This is a genomic window from Pseudomonas sp. SG20052 (assembly GCF_031766055.1).
Lineage (GTDB): Bacteria > Pseudomonadota > Gammaproteobacteria > Pseudomonadales > Pseudomonadaceae > Aquipseudomonas > Aquipseudomonas mandelii.
Genome location: NZ_CP134498.1, coordinates 3,926,955 through 3,950,031, shown reverse-complemented (window position 1 = coordinate 3,950,031; position 23,077 = coordinate 3,926,955). Strand labels below are relative to the sequence as shown.

Below are 23,077 nucleotides of genomic sequence, written 5' to 3'. Positions count from 1 at the left end.
GCCTTGATTCGTCCGGGAGCGAAATATGAACGTTGAACAACACGACATTGGCGTCTCTCAAGTGGCCGCGGCCATCGCGGAACCGGCCCGGACGAAAATCCTCTGTTCGCTGATGGACGGCCACGCCCGCACCAGCACTGAGCTGGCGGCGATTGCCGATGTCAGCGCTTCCACCGCCAGCGCTCACCTGGCCAAGCTCAAGGAGCTGGCGCTGCTGCGTTTGCACGTGCAGGGCCGCCATCGTTATTACAGCCTCGCCGACCAGCGCGTGGCCCAGGCCCTGGAAGCGCTGATGGTGATCGGCCAGAACACTGCGCCGACTTTCACCTCGCGTACACCGGATCGCCTGCAATTCGCCCGCACCTGCTATGACCACATGGCCGGGACGCTGGCGGTGCTGCTGCACGACCGAATGCTGGAAAAAGGCTGGTTGCTGGAAACTGACGAGCAGGCTTACCGCCTGAGCGACAGCGGCGAGGCGTTGATGGAAGGGTTGGGCATTGAAGTCAATGACCTGAACACCTTGCGTCGCCGCTTCGCGTGCCCATGCCTGGACTGGAGCATGCGTCGGCCACATTTGGGAGGTTCGCTGGGGGCGGCGTTGCTGCAAACCGCGATCAAGCGCAAATGGGTGACGCAGGATCTGGACAGCAGGGCGCTGGCGTTGACGGCGCTGGGGCGCAAGGAATTGGGTGCACAATTCGACCTGACGCTGGCGCAGCCAACTGTGCAACCCATCCGCGAACAACGCCCACCGCAACCTGCGCGTGATGTGATCTGACCCGACCAAGGGTTCGCTGATGACTTGTGCCTTGAAGGTCGAGCCTATACTGTATATCCACACAGTAATAGGCGTGCCCCATGGAACTCATCGACAAGCTCAGCATTCTCGCCGACGCCGCCAAGTACGACGCGTCTTGCGCCAGCAGTGGCGCGCCGAAGCGTAGTTCCGAGGGCAAGAGCGGCCTGGGCTCGACCGACGGCATGGGCATTTGCCACAGCTACACGCCGGACGGCCGCTGCGTATCATTGCTGAAGGTTCTGCTGACCAACTTCTGTCTTTATGACTGCCAGTATTGCGTCAATCGACGTTCCAGCGACGTGCCACGCGCACGCTTCACGCCGGAAGAAGTGGTGACGCTGACCATGGATTTCTACCGGCGCAACTGCGTCAGTGGGTTGTTTCTCAGTTCCGGGATCATTCGCTCGGCGGACTACACCATGGAGCAACTGATCCGCGTGGCCAAACTGCTGCGCGAAGACCACGAGTTCCGGGGCTACATCCACCTCAAGACCATTCCCGAAGCCGATCCGGCGCTGATCGAGGAAGCGGGGCGCTATGCCGATCGCTTGAGCGTGAACATTGAACTGCCCACCGACGCCAGCCTGCAAACCCTGGCCCCCGAGAAACAGCTGGGCTCGATCAAGCAAGCGATGCAAACCATCTACACCGGTGTCCAGACCGTACTCAACGAACCCCGCGCACCGAAATTTGCCCCGGCCGGGCAGAGCACGCAGATGATCGTCGGTGCTGATGACACCGATGACAGCACCATTCTCCATAGCGCCCAGGCGTTGTACGGCAACTTCAGTTTGCGAAGGGTCTATTACTCGGCGTTCAGCCCGATCCCCAACAGCCCGAAAAGCGTGCCGCTGGCCGCGCCGCCATTGATGCGCGAGCACCGTTTGTATCAGGCGGACTTCCTGTTGCGCAGCTACGGCTTTACCGCTGGCGAACTGTTCAAGGGGCCCGGGCACCTGGCGCTCGACATCGATCCGAAACTGGCGTGGGCATTGGAGAACCGCGAGATCTTCCCACTGGACCTCAATCGCGCCGAGGCATCGTTGATCGCACGCATTCCCGGTATTGGCCTTCGCACCACCGAGCGCCTGGTGGAATTGCGCCGTCAGCGCCGCATCCGCTACGAAGACCTGACCCGGATGCGTTGCGTGCTGGCCAAGGCCAAACCGTTCTTCATCACCAGCGATTACCACCCGCAGCAGGCCGAGGTCACCAGCCATTTGTTGTATCAGCAATTGCGCGACCGGCCGCAGCCGCAACAAATGGGGTTATGGGGATGATCAGCCTCGATTGCGATGACCTGTTCGACACGTGGCGCCAGCAGGCGCGCTGGCTGCTCAGCCATGAGGTGGACCCGAGCCGGGTGAGTTGGGCCAGTGAAGGCGTCTGCGATCTGTTCGCCAGCGACGATGCGCCACCTCAAACCCAGGGGCCGTTTCACGCACGAATACCGCGAACGCTGTTGGACACCCTGGAGCGCGCCGCTCGTTATCGGGGGGATCAGCGCTGGAGTCTGTTGTACGAAGTGCTGTGGCGGGTCAGTCATGGTGACCGCACCGCCATGCTGGCCGGAGACAAATTAGGCAGTGAATTTCATAGAAGAATCAAACAGGTACAGCGTGAGTCTCATCACTTACATGCATTCGTACGATTCGTCGCAATGCCTGGAAGTGAGGGCCCGCAATACGTTGCCTGGCATGAACCGGCCCATGACATCCTGCACAGTGCCAGTGAACATTTTATCGGGCGCATGGGCCGGCATCGCTGGTTGATTGCAACGCCCAGGGACGGGGTCTACTACGACGGTGAGCAGTTGATCCACCAACGCCAGTGCCCAATTGAGTGGCAGCAGCTGGCACAAAACGTCGACGACCCGCACAGCGACATGTGGTTGACCTACTACAGCCACATCTTCAATCCGGCGCGCCTGAACCCGAAAGTCATGCAAGGGCATTTGCCGGCCCGGTTCTGGAAAAACCTGCCGGAAGGTGCGCTGATTCCGGGACTGATCACCCAGGCACGCACGGGTAAGCAACAGGACGGCCAGGCGAGTGGAATCAAGGGCAGGGGAGGTAAACGTATTGCGCGGGGAGAAGCCGGGCAGCGCTGATAAAAAAAGCCCCCCATCGCTAAAGCGAAGGAGGGCTTCGATGCTGCTGGGGTCAGATCAAACCTTGACGATCCAGCCCGCTGGCGCTTCGACGTCGCCGGTTTGAACACCGGTCAGCTCTTTGTAGAGCTTCTGGGTGACCGGGCCGACTTCGGTTTCGCTATGGAACACATGCAGATGGTCGTTGTAGCTGATGCCGCCGATCGGTGTGATCACCGCAGCGGTACCGCAAGCGCCGGCTTCCTTGAAGTCGGACAGCTTGTCGATGAACACGTCACCTTCAACCACTTCCAGGCCCAGACGCGATTTGGCCAGTTCGATCAACGACAGGCGGGTGATGCCTGGCAGGACCGACGGCGAGTTCGGCGTGACGAACTTGTTGTCGTGGGTGATCCCGAAGAAGTTGGCCGAGCCGACTTCTTCGATTTTGGTGTGGGTCATCGGGTCGAGGTAGATGCAGTCGGCGAAGTGGGCTTTCTTGGCCTGGGAACCTGGCATCAGGCTGGCCGCGTAGTTGCCACCGACCTTGGCTGCACCGGTGCCTTGTGGAGCGGCGCGGTCGTAGCTGGAGATCAGGAAGTTGTGCGGGGTCAGGCCACCTTTGAAGTAAGCGCCGACCGGAATGCAGAAAATCGAGAAGATGAACTCAGGGGCGGTACGTACGCCGATGTTGTCACCCACGCCGATTACGAACGGACGCAGGTACAGCGCGCCGCCGGTGCCGTAAGGCGGGATGAAACGCTCGTTGGCGCGGACCACTTCCTTGCACGCTTCGACGAACTGCTCGGTGGACACCTGCGGCATCAGCAGACGGGCGCAGCTGCGTTGCATGCGGGCGGCGTTCTGATCCGGGCGGAACAGATTGATCGAACCGTCCTTGCAACGATAAGCCTTCAGGCCCTCGAAGCATTGCTGGCCATAGTGAAGGGCAGTGGAGCCTTCGCTGATGTGCAGCACGTTGTCTTCGGTCAGGGTGCCTGTGTCCCACTCGCCATTACGCCAGTGCGACAGATAGCGCTTGTCTGTCTTGATGTAGTCAAAACCCAACTTGTCCCAATTGATGCTTTCGTTACCCATGACACCCTCTATCACTTAACAACCGCCGAAACGGTTCAAGGCTTCTGACGTTTTTCTGGATGGGGACAACAATACTTCATTACGGGCCTGTTTCGCAGCCCGGACTATCGGATGACAGACAGATAAATCGAGTTGACCTCAAGAAATCGCTGGCAGGCTGGCTCCCACAGGAGAAGGCATTGCAAATGTGGGAGCTGGCCTGCTGGCGATGGGGTCATCTATGCCGCCATCCATGTTCTGAATCACAGGTGCAGTGCATGCCCCAAAGCGCGCAACGCGGCTTCTTGCACCGCCTCGCCCAGCGTCGGATGCGCATGAATCGTGCCGGCAATGTCTTCCAGCCGCGCGCCCATTTCCAGGCTCTGGCCAAACGCCGTCGACAACTCCGAAACGCCCACACCCACCGCTTGCCAGCCAACAATTACATGATTGTCACGGCGTGCCACGACGCGCACGAAGCCGCTTTTCGATTCCAGCGTCATCGCCCGGCCATTGGCCGCGAATGGGAAGCTGGAAACGATGCAGTCCAGGCCGGCAGCCTTGACGTCGTCCGGGGTCTTGCCGACCACCACCAGTTCCGGGTCGGTGAAGCACACGGCAGCGATGGCGGTCGGGTTGAACTCGCGGGATTTGCCGCTGATCAGTTCGGCCACCATCTCGCCCTGAGTCATGGCCCGGTGCGCGAGCATCGGTTCGCCGCTCAGGTCGCCGATGGCGTACACGTTGCGCATACTGGTCTGGCAGCGGTGGTCGATCTTGATCGCCGAGCCGTTCATGTCCAGATTCAGCGCTTCAAGGTTCCAGCCCTGGGTATTCGGCTTGCGACCGACGGCCACCAGCACTTGATCCGTTTCCAGGTTCAGGGTGTCGCCACCCGGTTGCAAAACTTGCAGTGTATTACTAGAAGAATCAAAGCCTTGGACGCTGTGTTTCAAGTAAAGCTTTACACCGAGCTTTTTCAGTTCGTCGTGTACCGGCTGGGTCAGTTCGGCATCGTAGGCCGGCAGAATGCGCTCCTGCGCCTCGACCACGCTCACGTCAGCGCCGAGTTTGCGATAGGCAATTCCGAGCTCCAGACCGATGTAACCGCCACCGACCACGACCAGGCGTTTCGGCACGGACGTCGGGGCCAGGGCTTCGGTGGAGGAGATGATCGGTCCGCCAATTGGCAACATCGGCAGGTTCACGCTTTTCGAACCCGTGGCCAGCACCAGGTGCTCGCACTGGATTCGCGTATCGCCTACTTCCACGGTTTTGCCGTCGATCACTTTCGCCCAGCCTTGAATGACCTGGACTTTGTTCTTTTTCAACAGCGCCGCGACGCCGGTGGTCAGGCGATCAACGATGCCGTCCTTCCACTCGACGCTTTTGCCGATGTCGAGGGTTGGCGCGGAGACGCTGATGCCCAGCGCAGAGTGCTGGCTATGGTGTTGCGTCTGGTGGAACTGTTCAGCGACATGAATCAACGCCTTCGACGGAATGCAGCCGATGTTCAGGCACGTACCGCCCAACGATTCGCCTTCCACCAGAATGGTCGAGATGCCCAACTGGCCGGCACGGATCGCCGTCACATAACCGCCAGGGCCGCCGCCGATGATCAGCAGAGTGGTGTTCAAAGTCTGCATCTCTTACTCCACAAACAGGGTGGCGGGTTGTTCGAGCAAACCACGGATGGCCTGGATGAATTGCGCCGCGTCCATGCCATCGACCACGCGGTGATCGAAGGAGCTGGAGAGGTTCATCATCTTGCGAATCACGATCTGGCCTTTGACCACCATCGGGCGTTCGACGATCTTGTTGACGCCGACGATCGCCACTTCCGGCAGGTTCAGCACCGGCGTGCTGACGATGCCGCCCAGCGCGCCGAGGCTGGTCAGGGTGATGCTCGAGCCGGACAGTTCATCGCGGCTGGCCTTGCCATTTCGTGCGGCCGTGGCCAAGCGGGAGATTTCGGTCGCGTTGTCCCACAGGCTGCGGGCTTCGGCGTGACGCACCACCGGCACCATCAAGCCGATGTCGGCTTGCGTGGCGATGCCCACGTGGACGGCGCCGAGGCGGGTGATGACCTGGGCTTCGTCGTCGTAACGGGCATTGATCTGCGGGAAGTCGCGCAGGGCGACAACCAGGGCACGGACCAGGAACGGCAGCAATGTCAGCTTGCCTCGGGTCGCCCCGTGTTTTTCGTTCAGGTGCGCGCGCAGTTCTTCAACGGCGGTGACGTCGATTTCTTCGACATAACTGAAGTGCGCGGCACGCTGAGTGGCATCCTGCATGCGCTGGGCGATCTTGCGGCGCATGCCGATGACCGGGATTTGTTCTTCGTCGTTACGCTGGGCGTAAGCGGCGGCCACCGTCGATTGCGGCTGCTGACCCTGGGCCAGATAGGCGTCGAGGTCTTCGTGCAACACGCGACCGGCAGGGCCGGTGCCACGGACCAGGCGCAACTGGATGCCGAGGTCCAGCGCATGTTTGCGCACGGCCGGGGAGGCCAGCGGGCGTTCGTCGGCTTCGCGAGCGACCATCGGGCCTTGGCAAACAGCGGCCCGGGGCGCTGCTGCAGTGACCGATTTGCTTGCGACCACGGGCTCAACTTTCGGCGTCGCAACCGGCGCTTCTTTCACCACAGGGGCTGCCGGCTGAGCGGACTCTTTAACATTGCCCGCGCCTTCGACTTCAATGCTGATCAGGATGCTGCCCACCGCCATGACTTCGCCTGGCTGTCCGCCCAGCGCAATCACCTTGCCGTGCACCGGAGACGGGATGTCGACCATCGCCTTGTCCGTCATCACATCGGCCAGCACCTGATCTTCGACGACCATGTCGCCAACCTTGACGTGCCATACCGACAATTCAACTTCTGCAATGCCTTCGCCAATGTCCGGCATTTTAATAACGTGCGTGCCCATTCAGACCTCCATGACCCGTTTCAACGCCACGCCCACTCGGGACGGACCAGGGAAATACGCCCACTCTTGCGCGTGCGGGTAGGGAGTGTCCCAACCGGTGACGCGTTCGATCGGCGCTTCCAGGTGGTGGAAGCAATGCTCTTGCACCAGGGCGACCAGTTCGGCGCCGAAGCCGCACGTGCGGGTCGCTTCGTGAACGATCACGCAGCGGCCGGTTTTCTTCACCGATTTGACGATGGCGTCCAGGTCCAGAGGCCACAGGCTGCGCAGGTCGATGACTTCAGCGTCGATCCCGGTTTCTTCTGCGGCGACTTGCGACACGTAAACGGTGGTGCCGTAGGTCAGGATGGTCACGTCCTTGCCGGGACGGGCGATGGCGGCCACGTCCAGCGGCACGGTGTAGTAACCGTCCGGGACCTGGGCGGCCGGGTGTTTCGACCACGGGGTTACCGGGCGGTCGTGGTGGCCGTCGAACGGGCCGTTGTACAGGCGTTTTGGCTCGAGGAAGATCACCGGGTCATCGTTTTCGATGGAGGCGATCAGCAGGCCTTTGGCGTCGTAAGGGTTGGACGGCATGACCGTGCGCAAGCCGCAGACCTGAGTAAACATCGCCTCAATACTTTGGCTGTGGGTCTGGCCACCGTAGATGCCGCCGCCGCAAGGCATGCGCAGGGTCATCGGTGCGGTGAACTCGCCGGCCGAGCGATAGCGCAGGCGCGCGGCTTCGGAAATGATCTGGTCCGACGCCGGGTACACGTAGTCGGCGAACTGGATCTCGGCGACCGGGCGCAGACCGTAGGCACCCATGCCCACGGCAACGCCGACAATGCCGCTTTCTGAGATCGGCGCATCGAACACCCGGGAGGTGCCGTACTTGGTCTGCAGGCCTTCGGTGCAGCGGAACACACCGCCGAAGTAACCGACGTCCTGGCCGAACACCACGACGTTGTCGTCACGCTCAAGCATCACATCCATGGCCGAGCGCAGGGCCTGGATCATGGTCATGGTGGTCGTGGTCATGGCGGTTTCCAACTCGATATTATTGTTGTGATCGTTCATGTCAGATCCCCAACTCTTGACGCTGGCGCTTCAAGTGCTCCGGCATCTCTTTATAGACGTCTTCGAACATGGTCGCGGCGCTTGGAATCTGGCCACCGGCCAGGGTGCCGTACTGCTCGGCTTCTTTCTGGGCGGCAATCACTTCGGCTTCCAGTTCGGCGCTGACGGCAACGTGTTCCTCTTCGGACCAGTGGCCGATCTTGATCAGGTGCTGCTTGAGGCGCGCAATCGGATCGCCCAGCGGGAAGTAGCTCCAGTCGTCGGCAGGACGGTATTTGGACGGATCATCGGAGGTCGAGTGCGGACCGGCGCGGTAGGTGACCCATTCGATCATGGTCGGGCCGAGGTTGCGGCGCGCACGTTCGGCGGCCCAGGCAGAGGCGGCGTAAACCGCGACGAAATCGTTGCCGTCGACCCGCAGGGAGGCAATGCCGCAACCGACGCCACGACCGGCGAACGTAGTGGCTTCACCACCGGCAATCGCCTGGAACGTCGAGATCGCCCACTGGTTGTTGACCACGTTGAGGATCACTGGCGCACGGTAAACGTGGGCAAAGGTGAGGGCGGTGTGGAAGTCGGATTCAGCGGTGGCGCCATCGCCAATCCACGCCGAGGCGATTTTGGTGTCGCCCTTGATCGCCGAGGCCATGCCCCAGCCCACACCTTGTACGAATTGGGTGGCGAGGTTGCCGGAAATGGTGAAGAAGCCATAGTCCTTGACCGAATACATGATCGGCAACTGACGGCCCTTGAGCGGATCGCGCTCGTTGGACAGCAGTTGGCAGATCAGGTCTACCAGCGGTACATCGCGTGCCATCAGGATGCTTTGCTGGCGGTAGGTCGGGAAGCACATGTCATCGACGTTCAGCGCCAGGGCCTGGCCGCTGCCGATGGCTTCTTCGCCAAGGCTCTGCATGTAGAACGACATTTTTTTCTGACGCTGGGCGACCACCATGCGGTTGTCGTAGATCCGCGTCTTGAGCATGGCGCGCATGCCTTTTCGCAGGATTTCGACCGGTACGCCTTCAGCCCATGGACCGAGGGCATTACCCTGGTCGTCGAGCACGCGAATCAGGCCTTTGGCCAGGTCGGCGGTGTCGGCGGGTTCAACGTCGATTGGGGGTTTGCGCACCGTGCCGGCGTCGGTCAGACGCAGGTAGGAGAAGTCGGTTTTGCAGCCAGGACGGCCCGATGGTTCGGGAACGTGCAGGTGCAGCGGTTCATACGCTTGGTTCATGGCTTCTACGCTCGATCTTGTGAATTTCTTGTAGTGAGCTGACCGTCATTCTTCGATAAAAGAAATCTTGTCCTACAACAATCATAGGCCCGGCGCAGAAGAATATTTATCTCTGTTTCGTTGCGCGGGAGATCATTTGAGGATAAAAAACCTGCATAAACATAAAAAACAGGTGGTTTTGTCTCATGCGCAAACTGGACCGTACCGATATCGGCATTTTGAACAGCCTTCAGGAGAACGCCCGTATCACCAACGCCGACCTCGCACGCTCGGTGAACCTGTCGCCAACGCCGTGCTTCAACCGGGTCAAGGCGATGGAAGAATTAGGGCTGATTCGCGAGCAAGTGACGCTGCTGGACGCCGACTTGCTGGGCCTGCACGTGAACGTGTTTATTCATGTCAGCCTGGAGAAACAGGTGGAAGAGGCGTTGCAGCATTTCGAGGAAGCGATTTCGGATCGCCCGGAAGTAATGGAATGCTATTTGATGGCGGGGGACCCGGACTATCTGATCCGGGTGCTGGTGCCGACCATTCAGTCGCTGGAACGGTTCATGATGGACTTCCTGACCAAAGTGCCTGGTGTGGCCAACATCCGTTCAAGCTTTGCGCTCAAGCAAGTGCGCTATAAAACCGCGTTGCCGTTGCCTGCGAATGGCCTGACTTTAGGGGGGTAGGAACCGACGAAAAGCAATTTCGGCTTGCTCATCAATTGTTTTTCTTCAATTCGACTTCGTATACCTCGAGCAGCTGGGGCAATTTTTTGTATCCTTGCTTAAGTAAACTGATGAGAATCCTCACCGCGCTGCTTGCAACATCCTGGGCAGGAACTTCAAAGCTGCGCACGATATCTGTGGCCACTTTGTCGTTACCTCTTCGTTTGGCGAAGAATTGAGTCTGAGCGGAGCAGAGTTTCATCAGCAAGGCTTGATCCAGTGGACTCTGAAGAGTTGGGTCTTGCTCAGCTTGATCCAGCAAACGTTGGATCCATTTGATTAAATGCTCATCTTGCAACATAGCTTTGATCAAAGGGGCAGCGTTGTCAGCCGCTGCCGCTGGAAGCTCTGGAATGGAATCCGAACTATCGATCCACCTCACCAGTTTGTTCACGTTCATCGTGAGTGTAGTATTCACCAGTGCGAGGAGGCGTTGACGCAGGCTGTTTATCGCGGCTTCGTTCGGGGTATGGAGCGTTTTGCCTAACCATACAAACCAAGTTGATGTTGGTTCAACGATGTAGGGGAAATCCATGACTTCACTGATGATCGTTGAGTTTCGATAGGCCAGTAAGAGCAGATCCCAGCTCCGTTGAAGTATGGGCGGAGCGCAAAGGGCAAGGTCAGCAGCCAGTGGTTCTTGGCGTAATTGTGCTAGTGCGATTTGCAAAGCAATCACATCGGGAAAGTCACGACCCAACGATACGATCAACCCATCGACGACTTTCTGAAGTTGTTGGATGCTTTCCGCTGATTCGGAATTCGCCGACAGCAGTAAAAGGTGAGCGCCAATCAGGTGCAACAGCGGATCTTGATAGTCGCCGTTGACCAGATCATCAACTAGCGCCTGGCTCTTGACTGATCGACCTCTGGCCAATGCTTTGCGAGCGACCTCAAGGAGGGTCAATTCTTTGGTATGCAATGCTTGCAGGTGCGTGACATAGGTAATGCTGGAGTGATTGAAGTCCAGCGGCAACATGGCTCCCCGAGAATCCCGGATAACCCGAAAGTAGACTTGAGGCGCCCAATTTTCAAGAACATGTAGAGGCATACAGCGTTCTGTCTGTGCTGCGGGCTGAACTAGAAGATAAGTCCCTACCGGCACGTTGATGTTAACCAGAAAAACCCCCGTAGTTCCTGGCAATGCGTCCACTTTTGAAAAATCACACTCCACTTCACCTTTGAAGGCCCGTAACCGAAACTGATTTAGAATCTCTGGCCCAGGTAGTTCCAGGGGGCCGGTGCGCTCTTGGCTTTCAGGTTGCGGGTCCCATAAAAATATCTGTATGGGCGGTGGTTGCCCTTCTACATAGGGTGAAGGCTCGCGCATCAGCGCCTCTTTTTCCGGCATTGAGGCTTCTGATCCCTGAAGGGGTAGAGCTGATTCAAATGTCAACGTGTTCAGCTCGAAGTCAGTCGTCGTATCGGATGCAACCTCAATGATTTGAGACTGCTCAAGATCGCCTATACGCTGTCTGACTTTATAAAAACCTGGTTCAACTGACGCAGTGAGTGTGCCGAGGCCGGATTCGACCTCTTCGAATCGACCATTAATAAGTCCGAGCTCATCAAAGCCGTTTTTTGTACGAATCTGGATATCGACCAAGCCGTCAGGCTTATCTTCAGAGGGGGACATCTCGTTCTCCTGTCACTTCAAATGGGGCTGAAGTGTATGCGCCAGTCGATGCTTGAATTTTGTAGAAGCCTGGTTTCAATCTAAGGGCGAATCGAAGGTCCTTCACGGATAAGGAACTGGCAATACTCCCGATCGGATTCTCGATACTCACCGTATCCTGCGCAAACACACACTGAGCAACGGGTGAGTTGAGGCTCCCCAGGTAAAAGGTGAGCACGGTGCCAGGAAGTGGAGGTGCGCTAAGTACAAAGTTTTGCAACAATCCCTTGTTGCCAGCTTTAAAAAATACGTCTTCACCTTCCGGGAGTACAAAGCGCGGAGTGTCCGCGGGAATGCCAGCACATATATCCCCCCAAATATTGTTGACGTAGTTTCTTAGAGACGTGCTCGAGAGACGACTACCCTCATCAGGTGTTGCATCAGTCAGCGCTTTGAGCAGGGCATGGGTCAGCAGGCTGCAGGTTTTGTCGCCGCGCTCCGCAATTTTGCGTTCTTGCGCCTTACCACCTTTGGCTGAGCCATAAATGGCCAGTACTCGAACATTGGCGGCGAGTTCAGCAACAAATTGATTCTTGCCTGGGCTTGCATAACGGAGCGCCGTTTCTGAGTCGCGACAGCAATCCATGATCAGGACGATTTCATCAAATAAAGCCAGGTCCCTGGCTTCCCAGGCAAAGGCTGTACCGTGAATGTTCAAGGGGCGCGAACGACTGGCACCTGCTACAAAAAGCGCTGCCCCTGTCGACATATCGTTTCTCTCGGAAAAGCCGTGCCCGGAAAAATAAAGATAGAGTCGTGCGCCTTCACGTCGAATGTACGCATCGTTTTCGTCAATGGTCAGCTTGTCATAGTGATTGAGAAATTGTTCGGCAGTAGGGGACCAAGATCTGGCGTCATTCTTGGGTTGTTGATCCAGCGCAGGCGATGTCAGGAACTTGATATTTTCTGCTGGAACGGCCCCCCCGTCTTTGTCGAGGAGCCATTGACGGAACAATTCGACATCGTTCGAGGGGCCTTCCAACGTTTGAAAGTCCGGAGATGAATAATTGGAAATTCCCAGCAGAATCGCATGATCCATGTCAGCCATGGCGATAGGTCCTCACTGAGTAACCAGATTCTGAATGCTGAGAAGCGTATCCGAATCTTGATCATCGAAATCGCCGTGATGGCTGGCATTGGTGTTCAAGCCAGGCCCTCTGGATGAAGGTGACCAAGCGATACGGGAAGGGTCCGCAGCGAGAAATGCCGTAACTATCTTGACGGCTGGGTCCGTGCCGAATACCGCCGTATGATTGAGAAAGCGCTCCATCCCCACTAACGGCATATCAACAACGCTTTGCCACCCACCCGTTGCGGGTACCTGCCCCTCAAGCAAACCCGAAACAAAATAAAGTAAACTTCGGTTGTAGATAATGCTGAGCATCTGGTCTGCAGACTCACGCTCATCGTTCATTGCGAACATACGGAACGATTTCAACAGAGAGCCTTGATGCGCGGTTACTGTTTTGGCAAAACGGTCGTAGGTTACTGCAGGTGCAAGGAACACCACGTTGATCTTCGTTTTTAAATCTGCCGCGGCCACCGCATCCAGAAAATTGCACACGTAAATTGCACCGGTACTGTGGCCTACCAGTGTGATTTTCGAAAAGGTCTTCCCGCTATCCTCTAGTTGTTTTAGATATTTGACGACTGCGGTTGCACAGCAGCCGGGCAATGTGCCGAAGCTGTCTTCGGTATCTTTTTTCATTTGATTCCAGATGCCGGCCCCCAAGAGATTTCCATACGCTGCATGTAAAACCTCTTCTACAACCGTGCAATACGGGCCGTGGTCGCGACCGTTGTGATAACGCTTGATGACTGCGATGACCAACTTTGCAACGAAACGGGCGACGGCAATCCAGCTCAAAAGACCCTTAGTCTGGGTGCCTGGCAGTCTGGAGCCAAATAGCTCGTTCTGCGACGTCTCGCTGAGCAATAAAACGTTGGCCTTTTTATGAGTTCCGGCTGACTTGGTAGCAAACTCCGTAGGCGTGAGAGTCGCGTTATAAGCTTCTGCCATGGCTTTTCTAAAGCCAGGATCATCATTAAGGCCTATCTCGATATCGTAGGCCAGTTGATCGACGGATAGATTCGAAAGCCCTTTGGTTTTGACTTGGCTGGATTGAATGTCTGTTTCTGAAACGGGGGGAGTATCCCGGCGCTGGTCAAACCAGTTATCAAACTCGCTGCGCAGTTGGTAAACGTTGATAAGCTTGTCGCCGCCCCCTTTAAGAGCGATGTTTGACGTGGGGCTGGACTTCTTAATGACCCATTCAGTGACTTTTTTCACCAGCTCTCTAAACGCCGGATCCTGTGCCAGTTCAGCTCGGTTGTTAATCAGCGTTTCCTTTAGCCCCGACTCCCAAACAAAAAATACGGGGTAAGTTTTAGCGCTGATGTATTCGGGGATCAGTTTGGTTGCAACTGACAACGCACTGGTTTTGTCGACCAATCCACCGTGGAACTGCAGTAACAATCCGTTTTCGCTGTCGGTGTCGTGTGCAAGATTCAGAATTCTCGCCACATCTCCTATTTCACTGTCGGTATTAGTGTTGAACAACCCGTTTTGACTATGCCAGACGTGGTTACCGATTACGCTCATTTTTGGATCCCTCCGCGACGTCAAAAGAGCATAGTTCGACCCGCGAAGGCGTGTTTGTTAAATCATAAAAATAGTGGCAAATGGCCTCGAAAGTCATTTTCCTTGTTTAATTCGGACACATTTGACAAATAAATGAGAAAAACATCGGGAAAAACTTCTCTTCAAAGCTTATTGATCGGAATTTTTAGATATACGGAGCCATTGTCCTCCGCTGGCGGCAGATTCCCCGCCCGCACATTCACCTGAATCGCCGGCAGCAACAGCGTTGGCATGCCCAGCCCGGCATCACGCTGGGTGCGCATGGCGACGAACGCCGCTTCGTCGATGCCGTCATGGACGTGGATATTGCTTTTGCGTTGCTCGCCGACCGTGGTCATGCAGCGGGATTCGCGGCCTTCGGGTGGGTAGTCGTGGCAGACGTAGAGCCGGACGCTGGCGGGGAAGGCCAGCAGTTTTTGGATCGAGGCGAACATCTGGTGGGCATTGCCGCCGGGGAAGTCGCAACGGGCCGTGCCCACGTCTGGCATGAACAAAGTATCGCCTACCAGAATCACGTCACCGTCGATCAAATAGGCCATGTCCGCCGGGGTGTGGCCGGGCACATGCAGGGCCGTGGCCTTGAGGTGGCCGATCATGAATGATTCGTCCGGGGCGAACAGGTGGTCGAATTGCGAACCGTCACTGCGAAATGCCGGCTCAAGGTTGAACAGGGCCTTGAACACGCCCTGGACCTTGCTGATCGACTGGCCGATGGTGATTTTGCCGCCCAGCTCGCGACGCAGATACGGTGCGGCGGACAGGTGATCGGCATGGGCGTGGGTTTCCAGCAGCCATTGCACTTGCAACTGATGCTTGCGAACGAAGGCGATGATTTTGTCCGCCTGGGTGGTGGCGGTGCGACCGGCGGCGGGGTCGTAGTCGAGGACCGGGTCGACGATGGCGCATTGACTGCCAGCACCTTCATGAATCACGTAACTGTAGGTCGAGGAGGCAGGGTCTAAAAAAGCTTCAATCAAGGCAGGCATGGTGGCCGTTTCTTTCAGGACGAGCCAAGAGGGTAGTGTCATTTTCCCTGCGCTGACCAGCCCCGCGTTAAATGCTGAAGGAAAAAATTCGCACGCGCTCTATCCTGTCAGACATCGATACCGGGCGTTCCCGGCTTTTTCCCACGGATTACGAGCGTTTTATGCTGTTGGCAGGTTTTTTTGGCGTGGTGATGGGCCTCGTCCTGGGACTGACCGGGGCAGGGGGCGGCATTCTTGCAGTGCCGGCCTTGGTGCTGGGGCTGGGATTGACCATGACCCAGGCTGCGCCGGTGGCGTTGTTTGCGGTGGGCAGCGCGGCAGCGGTCGGGGCTATTGATGGTTTGCGCCATGGCCTGGTGCGCTATCGCGCGGCGTTGCTGATCGCACTGCTGGGGGCGATTTTTTCGCCGGTCGGCATCTACTTCGCCCATCAGTTGCCGGAAAAAATCCTGATGATTCTGTTCAGTCTGCTGATGGTCATGGTGGCCTGGCGGATGCTGCGTCGCGAGCGCCAGGAAGAAGGACCGAGCGACCACGGCCACGCCAACTGGGGTCAGAAGAACTGCATGCTCGATCAGCAGACCGGGCGTTTTTCCTGGACCGCCAAATGCACCGCGACCCTCGCGGCATTGGGCGCGGTGACCGGCGTTGTTTCCGGTTTGCTCGGGGTCGGTGGCGGCTTCTTGATTGTCCCGGCCTTCAAGCAACTGACCGATGTGCAAATGCGCGGCATCGTCGCCACCTCCTTGATGGTAATCAGCCTGATTTCCGCCATCGGTGTGATCGGGGCATTTCATGCCGGGGTCAGGATTGATGCCCTGGGCGCAACGTTCATTGTCGCCAGCGTAGTCGGCATGATCGTCGGCCGACAACTGAGCGCGCGCGTCCCGGCCCGGGCCCTGCAAATCGGTTTTGCCAGCGTGTGTGTCGTGGTCGCCGCCTACATGCTGTTCAGAGCGGCGACCTAGCCGGTCTTACATCTAAAGTTCCGGGCCGTGCCTGAGCCCGGTCTTACACCGAATTTGCCGCTCACGCCCGGCCACTCCAAAGCACTTCAAAACCGCCCCCAAGGCAGCGTATGCCGCCGCCCGTCCCCTTTCGATAATCGCCTCCGACATCCAGTCCCCCGCTGCGGAGCGCGTCATGCACAACAATAAGAACTTCAAGCATCGTTACTTGCCTGCCTTCATCGCCAGCCTCTCGACCCTCGGTTTGAGCACAATGGCTGAGGCCGAGATCGTGCTGTACGACAAGGACCAGACCACGTTCTCAACCGACGGCTACATCAACGCCTTCTACGTGAACAGCGATGTGGACCGTGCAGGCGACCAGTACGACCGGAAACAGGCGCGGGTGAAAATGGGCTATCTGCCCAATTACCTGGGTTTCAACATGGGCAAACAGGTCGATGACCTGAAGCTCGGTGCGCGGGCGTCGTTCTGGGTGACCATCAACGACAGCCAGACCAATGGCACCGACACCGCCATCGACGTGCGGCAGTTCTACGGCACCGTGGCCAATCCGGAATGGGGCGAAGTGTTGATCGGCAAGGACTTCGGCCTGTTCGCCCGCTCCAACATTCTGCTCGATGAAATGCTCGCCGGTTACGGCCAGGTCAGCGATACCCTGGGGTTGGTGGACGGTGGCGGCGTGTCGTTCGGCAATATCGGTACGGGTTACCCGTACCCGTTCCCGACCTCGCAGATCACCTATCGCACCCCGGTGATGGAGGGTTTGCGGGTGGCCGTTGGGATTCTCGATCCGGTGGACACCAACGACAGCAGCCCGTTGGGCAAGGCGTATCAGGAGAATCCGCGTACCGAGAGCGAGGTCACCTATCAGTTTGATGTCGGCGGCGCGAAGATTTACAGCTGGGTCAACGGCAGTTACCAGACCTCGGACAATACCGACTCCACCGTTGAATCGGTCACCTCCAAAGGCGTCGGCTACGGTGTGCAGGCGAAGATGGGCGGGTTGTCGCTGACCGGCTCCGGTTTCCAGGCCAAAGGGATTAACCCGTTCTTCACCAACAACGCCGGCGAACCGACCCTGCGCAACGTCGACAGCGACGGCTACTTGCTGCAAGGCTCGTACAAACTGGGCAAAAACCGCCTGGCCTTGTCTTACGGCAAGACCAATGACGACGGCAATGGTGTGGTCGGCAGCGGCGCGGACTATGAAACCCGCGGCATTGCGTTGTTCCATGACGTCAACGACAACCTCAAACTCGTGGCCGAGTACAACCAGTTCGAAATCAACGGCCACGACACCAGCGCCCAGAACGAAGACACCGATACCTTCGCGGTGGGGGCGGTGTTGAACTGGTAACAAGCTGATCTGTGAACCCTACCCCTGTGGCGAGGGAGCTTGCTCCCGCTGGAGCGCGTAGCGGTCCCTATTCTGGTCGCGCATCGGCCGGTTGGGGGACTGCTGCGCAGTCCAGCGGGAGCAAGCTTCCTCGCCACAAAAGCTTCAGCCATCAAGCCGCCAACCCGCCGACTCTCATCCCATCGAAGCGGCTACCCGCTACCCAAGTAGCATACGTCGCAGCCCGCAGGCTTCGTACACTCGTGTCTCATACACGCGCACCTGCGGGGGTGGTCATGCAGCAGGTCCAGAGTGAAGGGGTGGTCAGCGGCATGTCCCAGGCCACCGATGCCCAACAAGTGGCTCAGGAGCTCGCGCGGCAGTTATTGCACCCGCATCTGGGCTTCGTGTTGTTCTTCTGCTCCGCCGAGTACGACTTGCAGGCGCTGGGCCAGGCCTTGCATCTGAGCTTCGGCGGCATTCGCCTGGTCGGCTGCACCAGCGCCGGGGAGATCACGCCCCTGGGCTACGGCCGCAATTGCGTGACGGCGGTGGGATTCGACCATCGGCATTTTTCCATCGACGCCGAACTGATCAGCGAGATGGAGCGCTTCAGCCTGATCGACGCCCAGCAAATGGTCGAGCGCCTGGCCAGCGGCTGTCGCAGCAACACCCTGGCGCCGATCAAGGGCAACAGCTTTGCCCTGACCTTGCTCGATGGTCTGTCCAGCCGCGAAGAAATGGTCCTCGCTGCGTTGAGCGCGGCGTTGGGCGACATCCCGCATTTCGGCGGTTCGGCCGGCGATGACAACTACCTGACCCACACCCACGTCTATTTCGGCGGCGAGTTTCACAGCGGCGCGGCGGTGGTGGTGCTGGTCAACACCTGGCTGGATTTCGAGGTGTTCACCACGCACCACATCTTGCCGAGGGCGGAGAAACTGGTGGTCACCGGAGCCGACAGCGCCTCGCGCCGGGTCTTTGAACTGAATGCCGAGCCGGCTGCCGAGGAGTACGCCCGACACATCGGCGTGCCGGTGGCCGAACTCGATCACCGGGTCTTCGCCGCACACCCCTTGGCGGTGCGGATCAACGATCAGTATTACGTGCGGGCGATCCAGCAGGTTCATCCAGACCTGAGCCTGAGTTTCTACTGTGCCGTGGAAAACGGCATCGTCCTCACCGTCATGACCCCCGGCCCGATGCTGCCGAACCTGCAAACCTTGTTCGAAGGCTTGCAGGAGCGCCTCGGCGACCTGTTACTGACCATCGGCTGCGACTGTTTTCTCAGGCGTCTGGAGCTGGAAGACGGCGGCAGCCTGGAGCAGATCGGAACGTTTTTGCGCGACCAACGGGTGATGGGTTTCAACACCTACGGAGAACAGTTCAATGGCATGCACATCAACCAGACCTTCACCGGGGTTGCCATTGCCCGAGGCCGGTCCCCTGGACATCGTTGAGCTGCAGGCGCAGATCGCCAGCCTGCGCCACGACAACCATAAACTGCAGCGCATCAACGGCGCGCTGATCGAGCGGATCGAATCCGGCGTCACGCGCGGCAATGATCCCTACGCGGCGTTCCAGCATTCGGTGGTGCTGGCCGAGCAGGTGCGTGAGCGGACCGATGCCTTGAACCAGGCCATGGCCGAGCTCAAGTCGGGCAATCACTTGCTCAGCGAAGCGCGCCTGCGGGCGGAAACCGCGCATCAGCATCTGATCGATGCCATCGAGAGCATTTCCGATGCCTTTGTGCTGTTCGATGCCGAGCAGCGCATCGTTTTGTTCAACAGCCGTTTCAAGGCGTTCTGGGACAACAGCCGGGTGCGGATCAACGCCGGCATGCGCCTGGTCGAGGTGAAACGGCTGATGTCCGCCACCGGGTTGTTCACGGAAGAACCCCGTGGGCATGCCGACGAAAACCTGATCTATCGCTTGCAGGACGGCCGCTGGCTGCAAGTCAGCGAACGGCCCACGCAGGAAGGTGGGCGGGTGATCCTGTTCACCGACATTACTGACGTCAAACTCAGCGAAACCGTGCGCCGCGAGCAAGCCGTGGCGCAGAAATCGCACTTGCTGCAACGGGCGGTCGACAACCTGTCCCAAGGCGTGGCCATGGTCAATGCCGAAGGCATCCTGGAACTGTGGAACCGGCGCTTCCTCGAACTGAGCGGGCTCGCCCCGGTGGCGGCCCATCGGCCGTTTGCCGAAGTGATCGGCGACAGCGAGTTGACCCTGCTGACCCCGGCCAGTCGCGATGCCAACGGGCGGCACGTGCAGGAATGCGAGCAACGTCTTTACGATGGCCGGGTGCTGGAAATCCGCACGCATCCGTTGCCCACCGGTGGCTTCGTCAACACCTTCACCGACATCACCGAACGTTACCAGCACGCCGAAGCCCTCAGCGAAAGCGAGCGCTGGATTCGCCTGATCACCGACCATGTCCCCGCGTTGATCGCCTACCTCAATGCCGATCTGGTCTACGAATTCACCAACAAGGTCTACGAAGAATGGTACTGCTGGCCTCGCGGCGTGATGCTCGGGCAGAGCCTGCGCGAAGTTCACAGCGCGCAGCATTACCAGCGCCTCGAGGCCTACGTGGCCAGGGCCTTGGCCGGTGAGAGCGTGACGTTCGAATTTGCCGAAACCAACATCAACAATCAGGAGCGCTACATGCTGCGCTCCTACGTGCCCAATCGCCTGGCCACCGGGGAAGTGGTGGGGATCTTCGTGTTGATTCGTGACATCACCGAGCGCCGCCGCACGGCCGAGGCGCTGCACCAGGCGTATCAGAATCTTGAGTTGCGGGTACGCGAACGGACCACCGAACTGACCACCCTCAATGACCAATTGCTGCGTGAAATCGACGAGCGCCGGCGCGTGGAATCGCGTTTGCGCGAGGCCAAACTTGAGGCGGAGCAGGCCAACCTGTCGAAAACCAAGTTTCTCGCCGCCGTGAGCCACGACCTGCTGCAACCGCTCAACGCGGCTCGGCTATTCACCAGCGCTTTGCTGGAACGTCGCGAGCCGGTGGCCAATGCGATTTTGGTGCGCAATGTCAGCAATTCGCTGGAGGACGTGGAAAACCTGCTAGGCACGCTGGTGGATATTTCCAAACTGGATGCCGGGGTGATCAAAGCCGACATCGCGCCGTTCGCCCTGAGCGAGCTGCTGGAAAACCTCGCGGCCGAGTACACACAGGTGGCCCGCAATGAAGGGCTGGAGCTGCATTTCATCCCGTGTTCGGCGCTGGTGCGTAGCGACATTCAGTTGCTGGCGCGGATCCTGCGCAATCTGCTGAGCAACGCCATTCGTTATACCTACAGCGGTCGGGTGGTGCTCGGATGTCGGCGTCATCATCAGCGGTTGACGATCGAGGTGTGGGACAGCGGGATGGGCATTGCCGAAAATCGACTGGAAGAGATTTTCCAGGAGTTCAAACGGGGCGATGTGCAGCGTCCGGATCAGGACCGCGGGTTGGGGCTGGGGCTGGCCATCGTCGAGAAGATTGCCGGGATTCTCGGTCATCGCGTTCACGTGCGTTCGTGGCCGGGCAAGGGCTCGATGTTTTCCGTCGAGGTGCCATTGAGCGCCACGGCTCCGAAGGCTCAGCCAGCGTTGTTGATGAGTGAGCCGATGCTTGAGCGTCTGCGCGGAGCGCGGGTGTGGGTGCTGGATAATGACGCGGCGATTTGCGCTGGCATGCGCACATTGCTCGAAGGGTGGGGGTGTCGGGTGGTCACGGCACTGTCGGAGCAGGACCTGGCGCGGCAGGTGGACAACTACCACGAAGAAGCCGACTTGCTGATTGCCGACTATCACCTCGATGACGAGCAGAACGGCGTCGATGCCGTGGCCCGGATCAACGCCCGGCGCGGTTCAGCGATCCCGGCGATGATGATTACCGCCAACTACAGCAATGAGCTCAAGCAGCAGATTCGTGAGTTGGGGCATACGTTGATGCATAAGCCTGTACGGCCGATGAAGCTGAAAACGGCGATGAGTCATTTGCTTGGCCCATCCCGTTAGCCGCGTCGGGCATCAGACCTGTGGTGACTAGGCTTTCTGTGGCGAGGGAGCTTGCTCCCGTCCGGCTGCGAAGCAGTCGTAAATCAGGCGACTCGGTTTACCTGGAAGTTTGAAGGGGGCCGCTTCGCGACCCAACGGGAGCAAGCTCCCTCGCCACAGGGATCTGGGAATGCCCAACATTCAACGCCGCAGATAAGACCCGAAATCAATATCCCCGGCACTCAGAATCGCTTGCACCCGGTTGTGCACGTTGAGTTTGCGCAAGATCGCCGAGACATGTGCCTTGACTGTGGTTTCGGCGATTTCCAGGGTGTAGGCGATCTGCTTGTTCGATTCGCCTTTGGTCATGCGTTCCAGCACCAGCAACTGCTTGCGGGTCAGCGCCTGGAGCAGTTCGGGCGGGAAGCTCGGGTTGTCATTCATGCGCCGATGGGTGCCTGACTTTTGTGTGCGAATGATGTCCGGCGGCAAGTACACATTGCCATTGAGAATCTGCTGGATGGCCTCGGTCATCTGCACCCGGGGCGAGGATTTGGTGATGAAACCCACTGCGCCATAGGTGATGGCTTGCAGCACGATCTGCTTGTCCTGCTCGGCTGAAACAATCACCACCGGAATGGTCGGCGCCTCGTTGCGCAGGTTGATCAGGCCATTGAGGCCGTGCATGCCCGGCATGTTCAGGTCGAGCAGGATCAAGTCCAGGTCGTCGTGCTCCTGAGTCAGCAGCAGGGCACTGTCGAGGTCGGCGGTTTCCATCACCTCGCTGCCCGGAAAACCATCGCTGATGACGTTATGAATGGCTTCGCGAAACAGCGGGTGATCGTCGGCAATCAGAATTTTGTACATAGCCTTTCACCTCATTATTTTCATTATGGTGTGGCAACAACACGCACGCGTAAAGGTCAGGGGAAGGGCTCGGGCCGGGCCGGTTCAACGGGCAGGTTGGCGGCTTGCCAGGCGTCCAGGCCGTCGCGGTACCAATACAGTGTCTTATAGCCCATGGCCGCGGCGCGTTTTACCGCATTCCAGCTCAGCCAGCAGTCGGAGCGGCAGTAGAAGACCAGCGGTTGCGCCAAGTCTCCTGCGGTCAATGCGTTCAGGTTACGCGCAAAATAGCCCTGCCAGTCAGCTGTGAGGTCGCCGTCGCCGGTATTGGCCAGCCAATGGCTGCCGGGCAGGTTCTCGTGGGGCTGGTCTTCGATGAATCGTCCTTGCAGCCATTGGCGGCGATAAACGTCGATCAACACCGGACGCGGTGTCTGGGTGAGCAGGGTTTGCAGGGCGGCGGTGTCGACGATGGCCGCGCCTTGAAGCTGATTCGGGGTCGGGCTGCGATAGAGGTTGATGCGATAGCCGTCGGCGGAGAACAGCGGTGTATCGGCGTGCGCGGCGCCCAGCAGCAGGCTCAGCGACAGCGCAGCAAGGGAAGGGCGCAACAGACGACGTTGGGCACGCGGCATGGGGGTTCAATCCTTATAGTTATGAACCCATTACATGCCAGTCTCGGGGCGTTGGGAATGCGACGATAGACAGGAAAA

General features: G+C 58.6%; 19 protein-coding genes. 8 read left to right on the top strand and 11 right to left on the bottom strand.

From position 1 onward, the window contains the following. Nucleotides 1-25: 25 nt before the first annotated feature. From RHP74_RS18070 to RHP74_RS18060, 3 genes are all read left to right on the top strand, one after another. On the top strand, nucleotides 26-781 hold the full coding sequence (locus tag RHP74_RS18070) for a helix-turn-helix transcriptional regulator (RefSeq protein ID WP_311095982.1): 756 nt from the start codon (nucleotides 26-28) through the stop codon (nucleotides 779-781). An 80-nt stretch (nucleotides 782-861) separates the two neighbouring features. Next, a complete protein-coding gene (locus tag RHP74_RS18065; protein ID WP_077749306.1) occupies nucleotides 862-2,082 on the top strand; it encodes a putative DNA modification/repair radical SAM protein in 1,221 nt (406 codons plus the stop codon). Beyond that, nucleotides 2,079-2,912: a TIGR03915 family putative DNA repair protein gene (locus RHP74_RS18060; RefSeq protein WP_200666373.1), complete on the top strand. Its 834-nt coding sequence runs from the start codon at nucleotides 2,079-2,081 to the stop codon at nucleotides 2,910-2,912. The genes RHP74_RS18065 and RHP74_RS18060 overlap by 4 nt, the downstream gene beginning before the upstream one ends. A gap of 57 nt (nucleotides 2,913-2,969) precedes the next feature. On the opposite strand, the gene RHP74_RS18055 is transcribed toward RHP74_RS18060, so the two are convergent. From RHP74_RS18055 to RHP74_RS18035, 5 genes are all read right to left on the bottom strand, one after another. Then, on the bottom strand, nucleotides 2,970-3,989 hold the full coding sequence (locus RHP74_RS18055) for a branched-chain amino acid aminotransferase (protein WP_010455177.1): 1,020 nt from the start codon (nucleotides 3,987-3,989) through the stop codon (nucleotides 2,970-2,972). 242 nt (nucleotides 3,990-4,231) lie between these two features. Continuing rightward, complete coding sequence (gene lpdA, locus RHP74_RS18050) at nucleotides 4,232-5,614, bottom strand: dihydrolipoyl dehydrogenase (RefSeq protein ID WP_311095981.1); 1,383 nt, start codon at nucleotides 5,612-5,614, stop codon at nucleotides 4,232-4,234. A 3-nt stretch (nucleotides 5,615-5,617) separates the two neighbouring features. Continuing rightward, on the bottom strand, nucleotides 5,618-6,895 hold the full coding sequence (locus RHP74_RS18045) for a dihydrolipoamide acetyltransferase family protein (protein ID WP_311095980.1): 1,278 nt from the start codon (nucleotides 6,893-6,895) through the stop codon (nucleotides 5,618-5,620). Beyond that, nucleotides 6,896-7,954 carry an alpha-ketoacid dehydrogenase subunit beta gene (locus RHP74_RS18040; RefSeq protein WP_311095979.1) on the bottom strand — a complete coding sequence of 353 codons (1,059 nt, stop codon included), beginning with the start codon at nucleotides 7,952-7,954 and terminating at the stop codon, nucleotides 6,896-6,898. Nucleotide 7,955: 1 nt separating this feature from the next. Then, nucleotides 7,956-9,191, bottom strand: a complete 1,236-nt coding sequence (locus RHP74_RS18035) for a 3-methyl-2-oxobutanoate dehydrogenase (2-methylpropanoyl-transferring) subunit alpha (protein ID WP_010455169.1) — start codon at nucleotides 9,189-9,191, stop codon at nucleotides 7,956-7,958. Between the two features lie 185 nt (nucleotides 9,192-9,376). Between RHP74_RS18035 and bkdR the strand changes: the two genes are divergently transcribed. Further along, complete coding sequence (gene bkdR / locus RHP74_RS18030; protein ID WP_083376506.1) at nucleotides 9,377-9,865, top strand: Bkd operon transcriptional regulator BkdR; 489 nt, start codon at nucleotides 9,377-9,379, stop codon at nucleotides 9,863-9,865. Between the two features lie 31 nt (nucleotides 9,866-9,896). On the opposite strand, the gene RHP74_RS18025 is transcribed toward bkdR, so the two are convergent. The 4 genes from RHP74_RS18025 to RHP74_RS18010 form a co-directional block, all read right to left on the bottom strand. Next, nucleotides 9,897-11,540 carry a hypothetical protein gene (locus RHP74_RS18025; RefSeq protein ID WP_010455165.1) on the bottom strand — a complete coding sequence of 548 codons (1,644 nt, stop codon included), beginning with the start codon at nucleotides 11,538-11,540 and terminating at the stop codon, nucleotides 9,897-9,899. Beyond that, entirely contained in the window at nucleotides 11,527-12,627 is a 1,101-nt protein-coding gene (locus RHP74_RS18020) for a caspase family protein (protein WP_010455163.1), read from the bottom strand. Before RHP74_RS18020 ends, RHP74_RS18025 begins: the two co-directional genes overlap by 14 nt. 12 nt (nucleotides 12,628-12,639) lie before the next feature. Further along, nucleotides 12,640-14,181, bottom strand: coding sequence for an alpha/beta hydrolase (locus RHP74_RS18015; RefSeq protein ID WP_010455161.1), 1,542 nt, complete (start codon nucleotides 14,179-14,181; stop codon nucleotides 12,640-12,642). A gap of 161 nt (nucleotides 14,182-14,342) precedes the next feature. After that, nucleotides 14,343-15,206 (bottom strand): MBL fold metallo-hydrolase, encoded by an 864-nt coding sequence (locus RHP74_RS18010; protein WP_010455159.1) that lies wholly within the window; start codon nucleotides 15,204-15,206, stop codon nucleotides 14,343-14,345. Between the two features lie 161 nt (nucleotides 15,207-15,367). Here RHP74_RS18010 and RHP74_RS18005 point away from each other — a divergent pair, with 161 nt between their 5' ends. The 4 genes from RHP74_RS18005 to nahK all read left to right on the top strand — a co-directional run bounded on the left by RHP74_RS18005 (nucleotide 15,368) and on the right by nahK (nucleotide 21,539). Further along, nucleotides 15,368-16,174, top strand: coding sequence for a sulfite exporter TauE/SafE family protein (locus RHP74_RS18005; protein WP_077749301.1), 807 nt, complete (start codon nucleotides 15,368-15,370; stop codon nucleotides 16,172-16,174). 175 nt (nucleotides 16,175-16,349) lie between these two features. Continuing rightward, nucleotides 16,350-17,534 carry a porin gene (locus tag RHP74_RS18000; protein WP_010455156.1) on the top strand — a complete coding sequence of 395 codons (1,185 nt, stop codon included), beginning with the start codon at nucleotides 16,350-16,352 and terminating at the stop codon, nucleotides 17,532-17,534. Between the two features lie 275 nt (nucleotides 17,535-17,809). Next, complete coding sequence (gene nosP, locus RHP74_RS17995; RefSeq protein WP_010455155.1) at nucleotides 17,810-18,973, top strand: nitric oxide-sensing protein NosP; 1,164 nt, start codon at nucleotides 17,810-17,812, stop codon at nucleotides 18,971-18,973. Beyond that, nucleotides 18,942-21,539, top strand: a complete 2,598-nt coding sequence (gene nahK / locus RHP74_RS17990) for a hybrid sensor histidine kinase/response regulator NahK/ErcS' (protein WP_154504984.1) — start codon at nucleotides 18,942-18,944, stop codon at nucleotides 21,537-21,539. The genes nosP and nahK overlap by 32 nt, the downstream gene beginning before the upstream one ends. 180 nt (nucleotides 21,540-21,719) lie before the next feature. Here nahK and RHP74_RS17985 read toward each other — a convergent pair whose 3' ends face one another. Together RHP74_RS17985 and RHP74_RS17980 are read right to left on the bottom strand one after the other, a co-directional pair. Continuing rightward, nucleotides 21,720-22,385: a response regulator transcription factor gene (locus RHP74_RS17985; protein ID WP_010455152.1), complete on the bottom strand. Its 666-nt coding sequence runs from the start codon at nucleotides 22,383-22,385 to the stop codon at nucleotides 21,720-21,722. Between the two features lie 56 nt (nucleotides 22,386-22,441). Further along, complete coding sequence (locus tag RHP74_RS17980; RefSeq protein ID WP_077749299.1) at nucleotides 22,442-22,999, bottom strand: PQQ-dependent catabolism-associated CXXCW motif protein; 558 nt, start codon at nucleotides 22,997-22,999, stop codon at nucleotides 22,442-22,444. Nucleotides 23,000-23,077 lie beyond the last annotated feature (78 nt).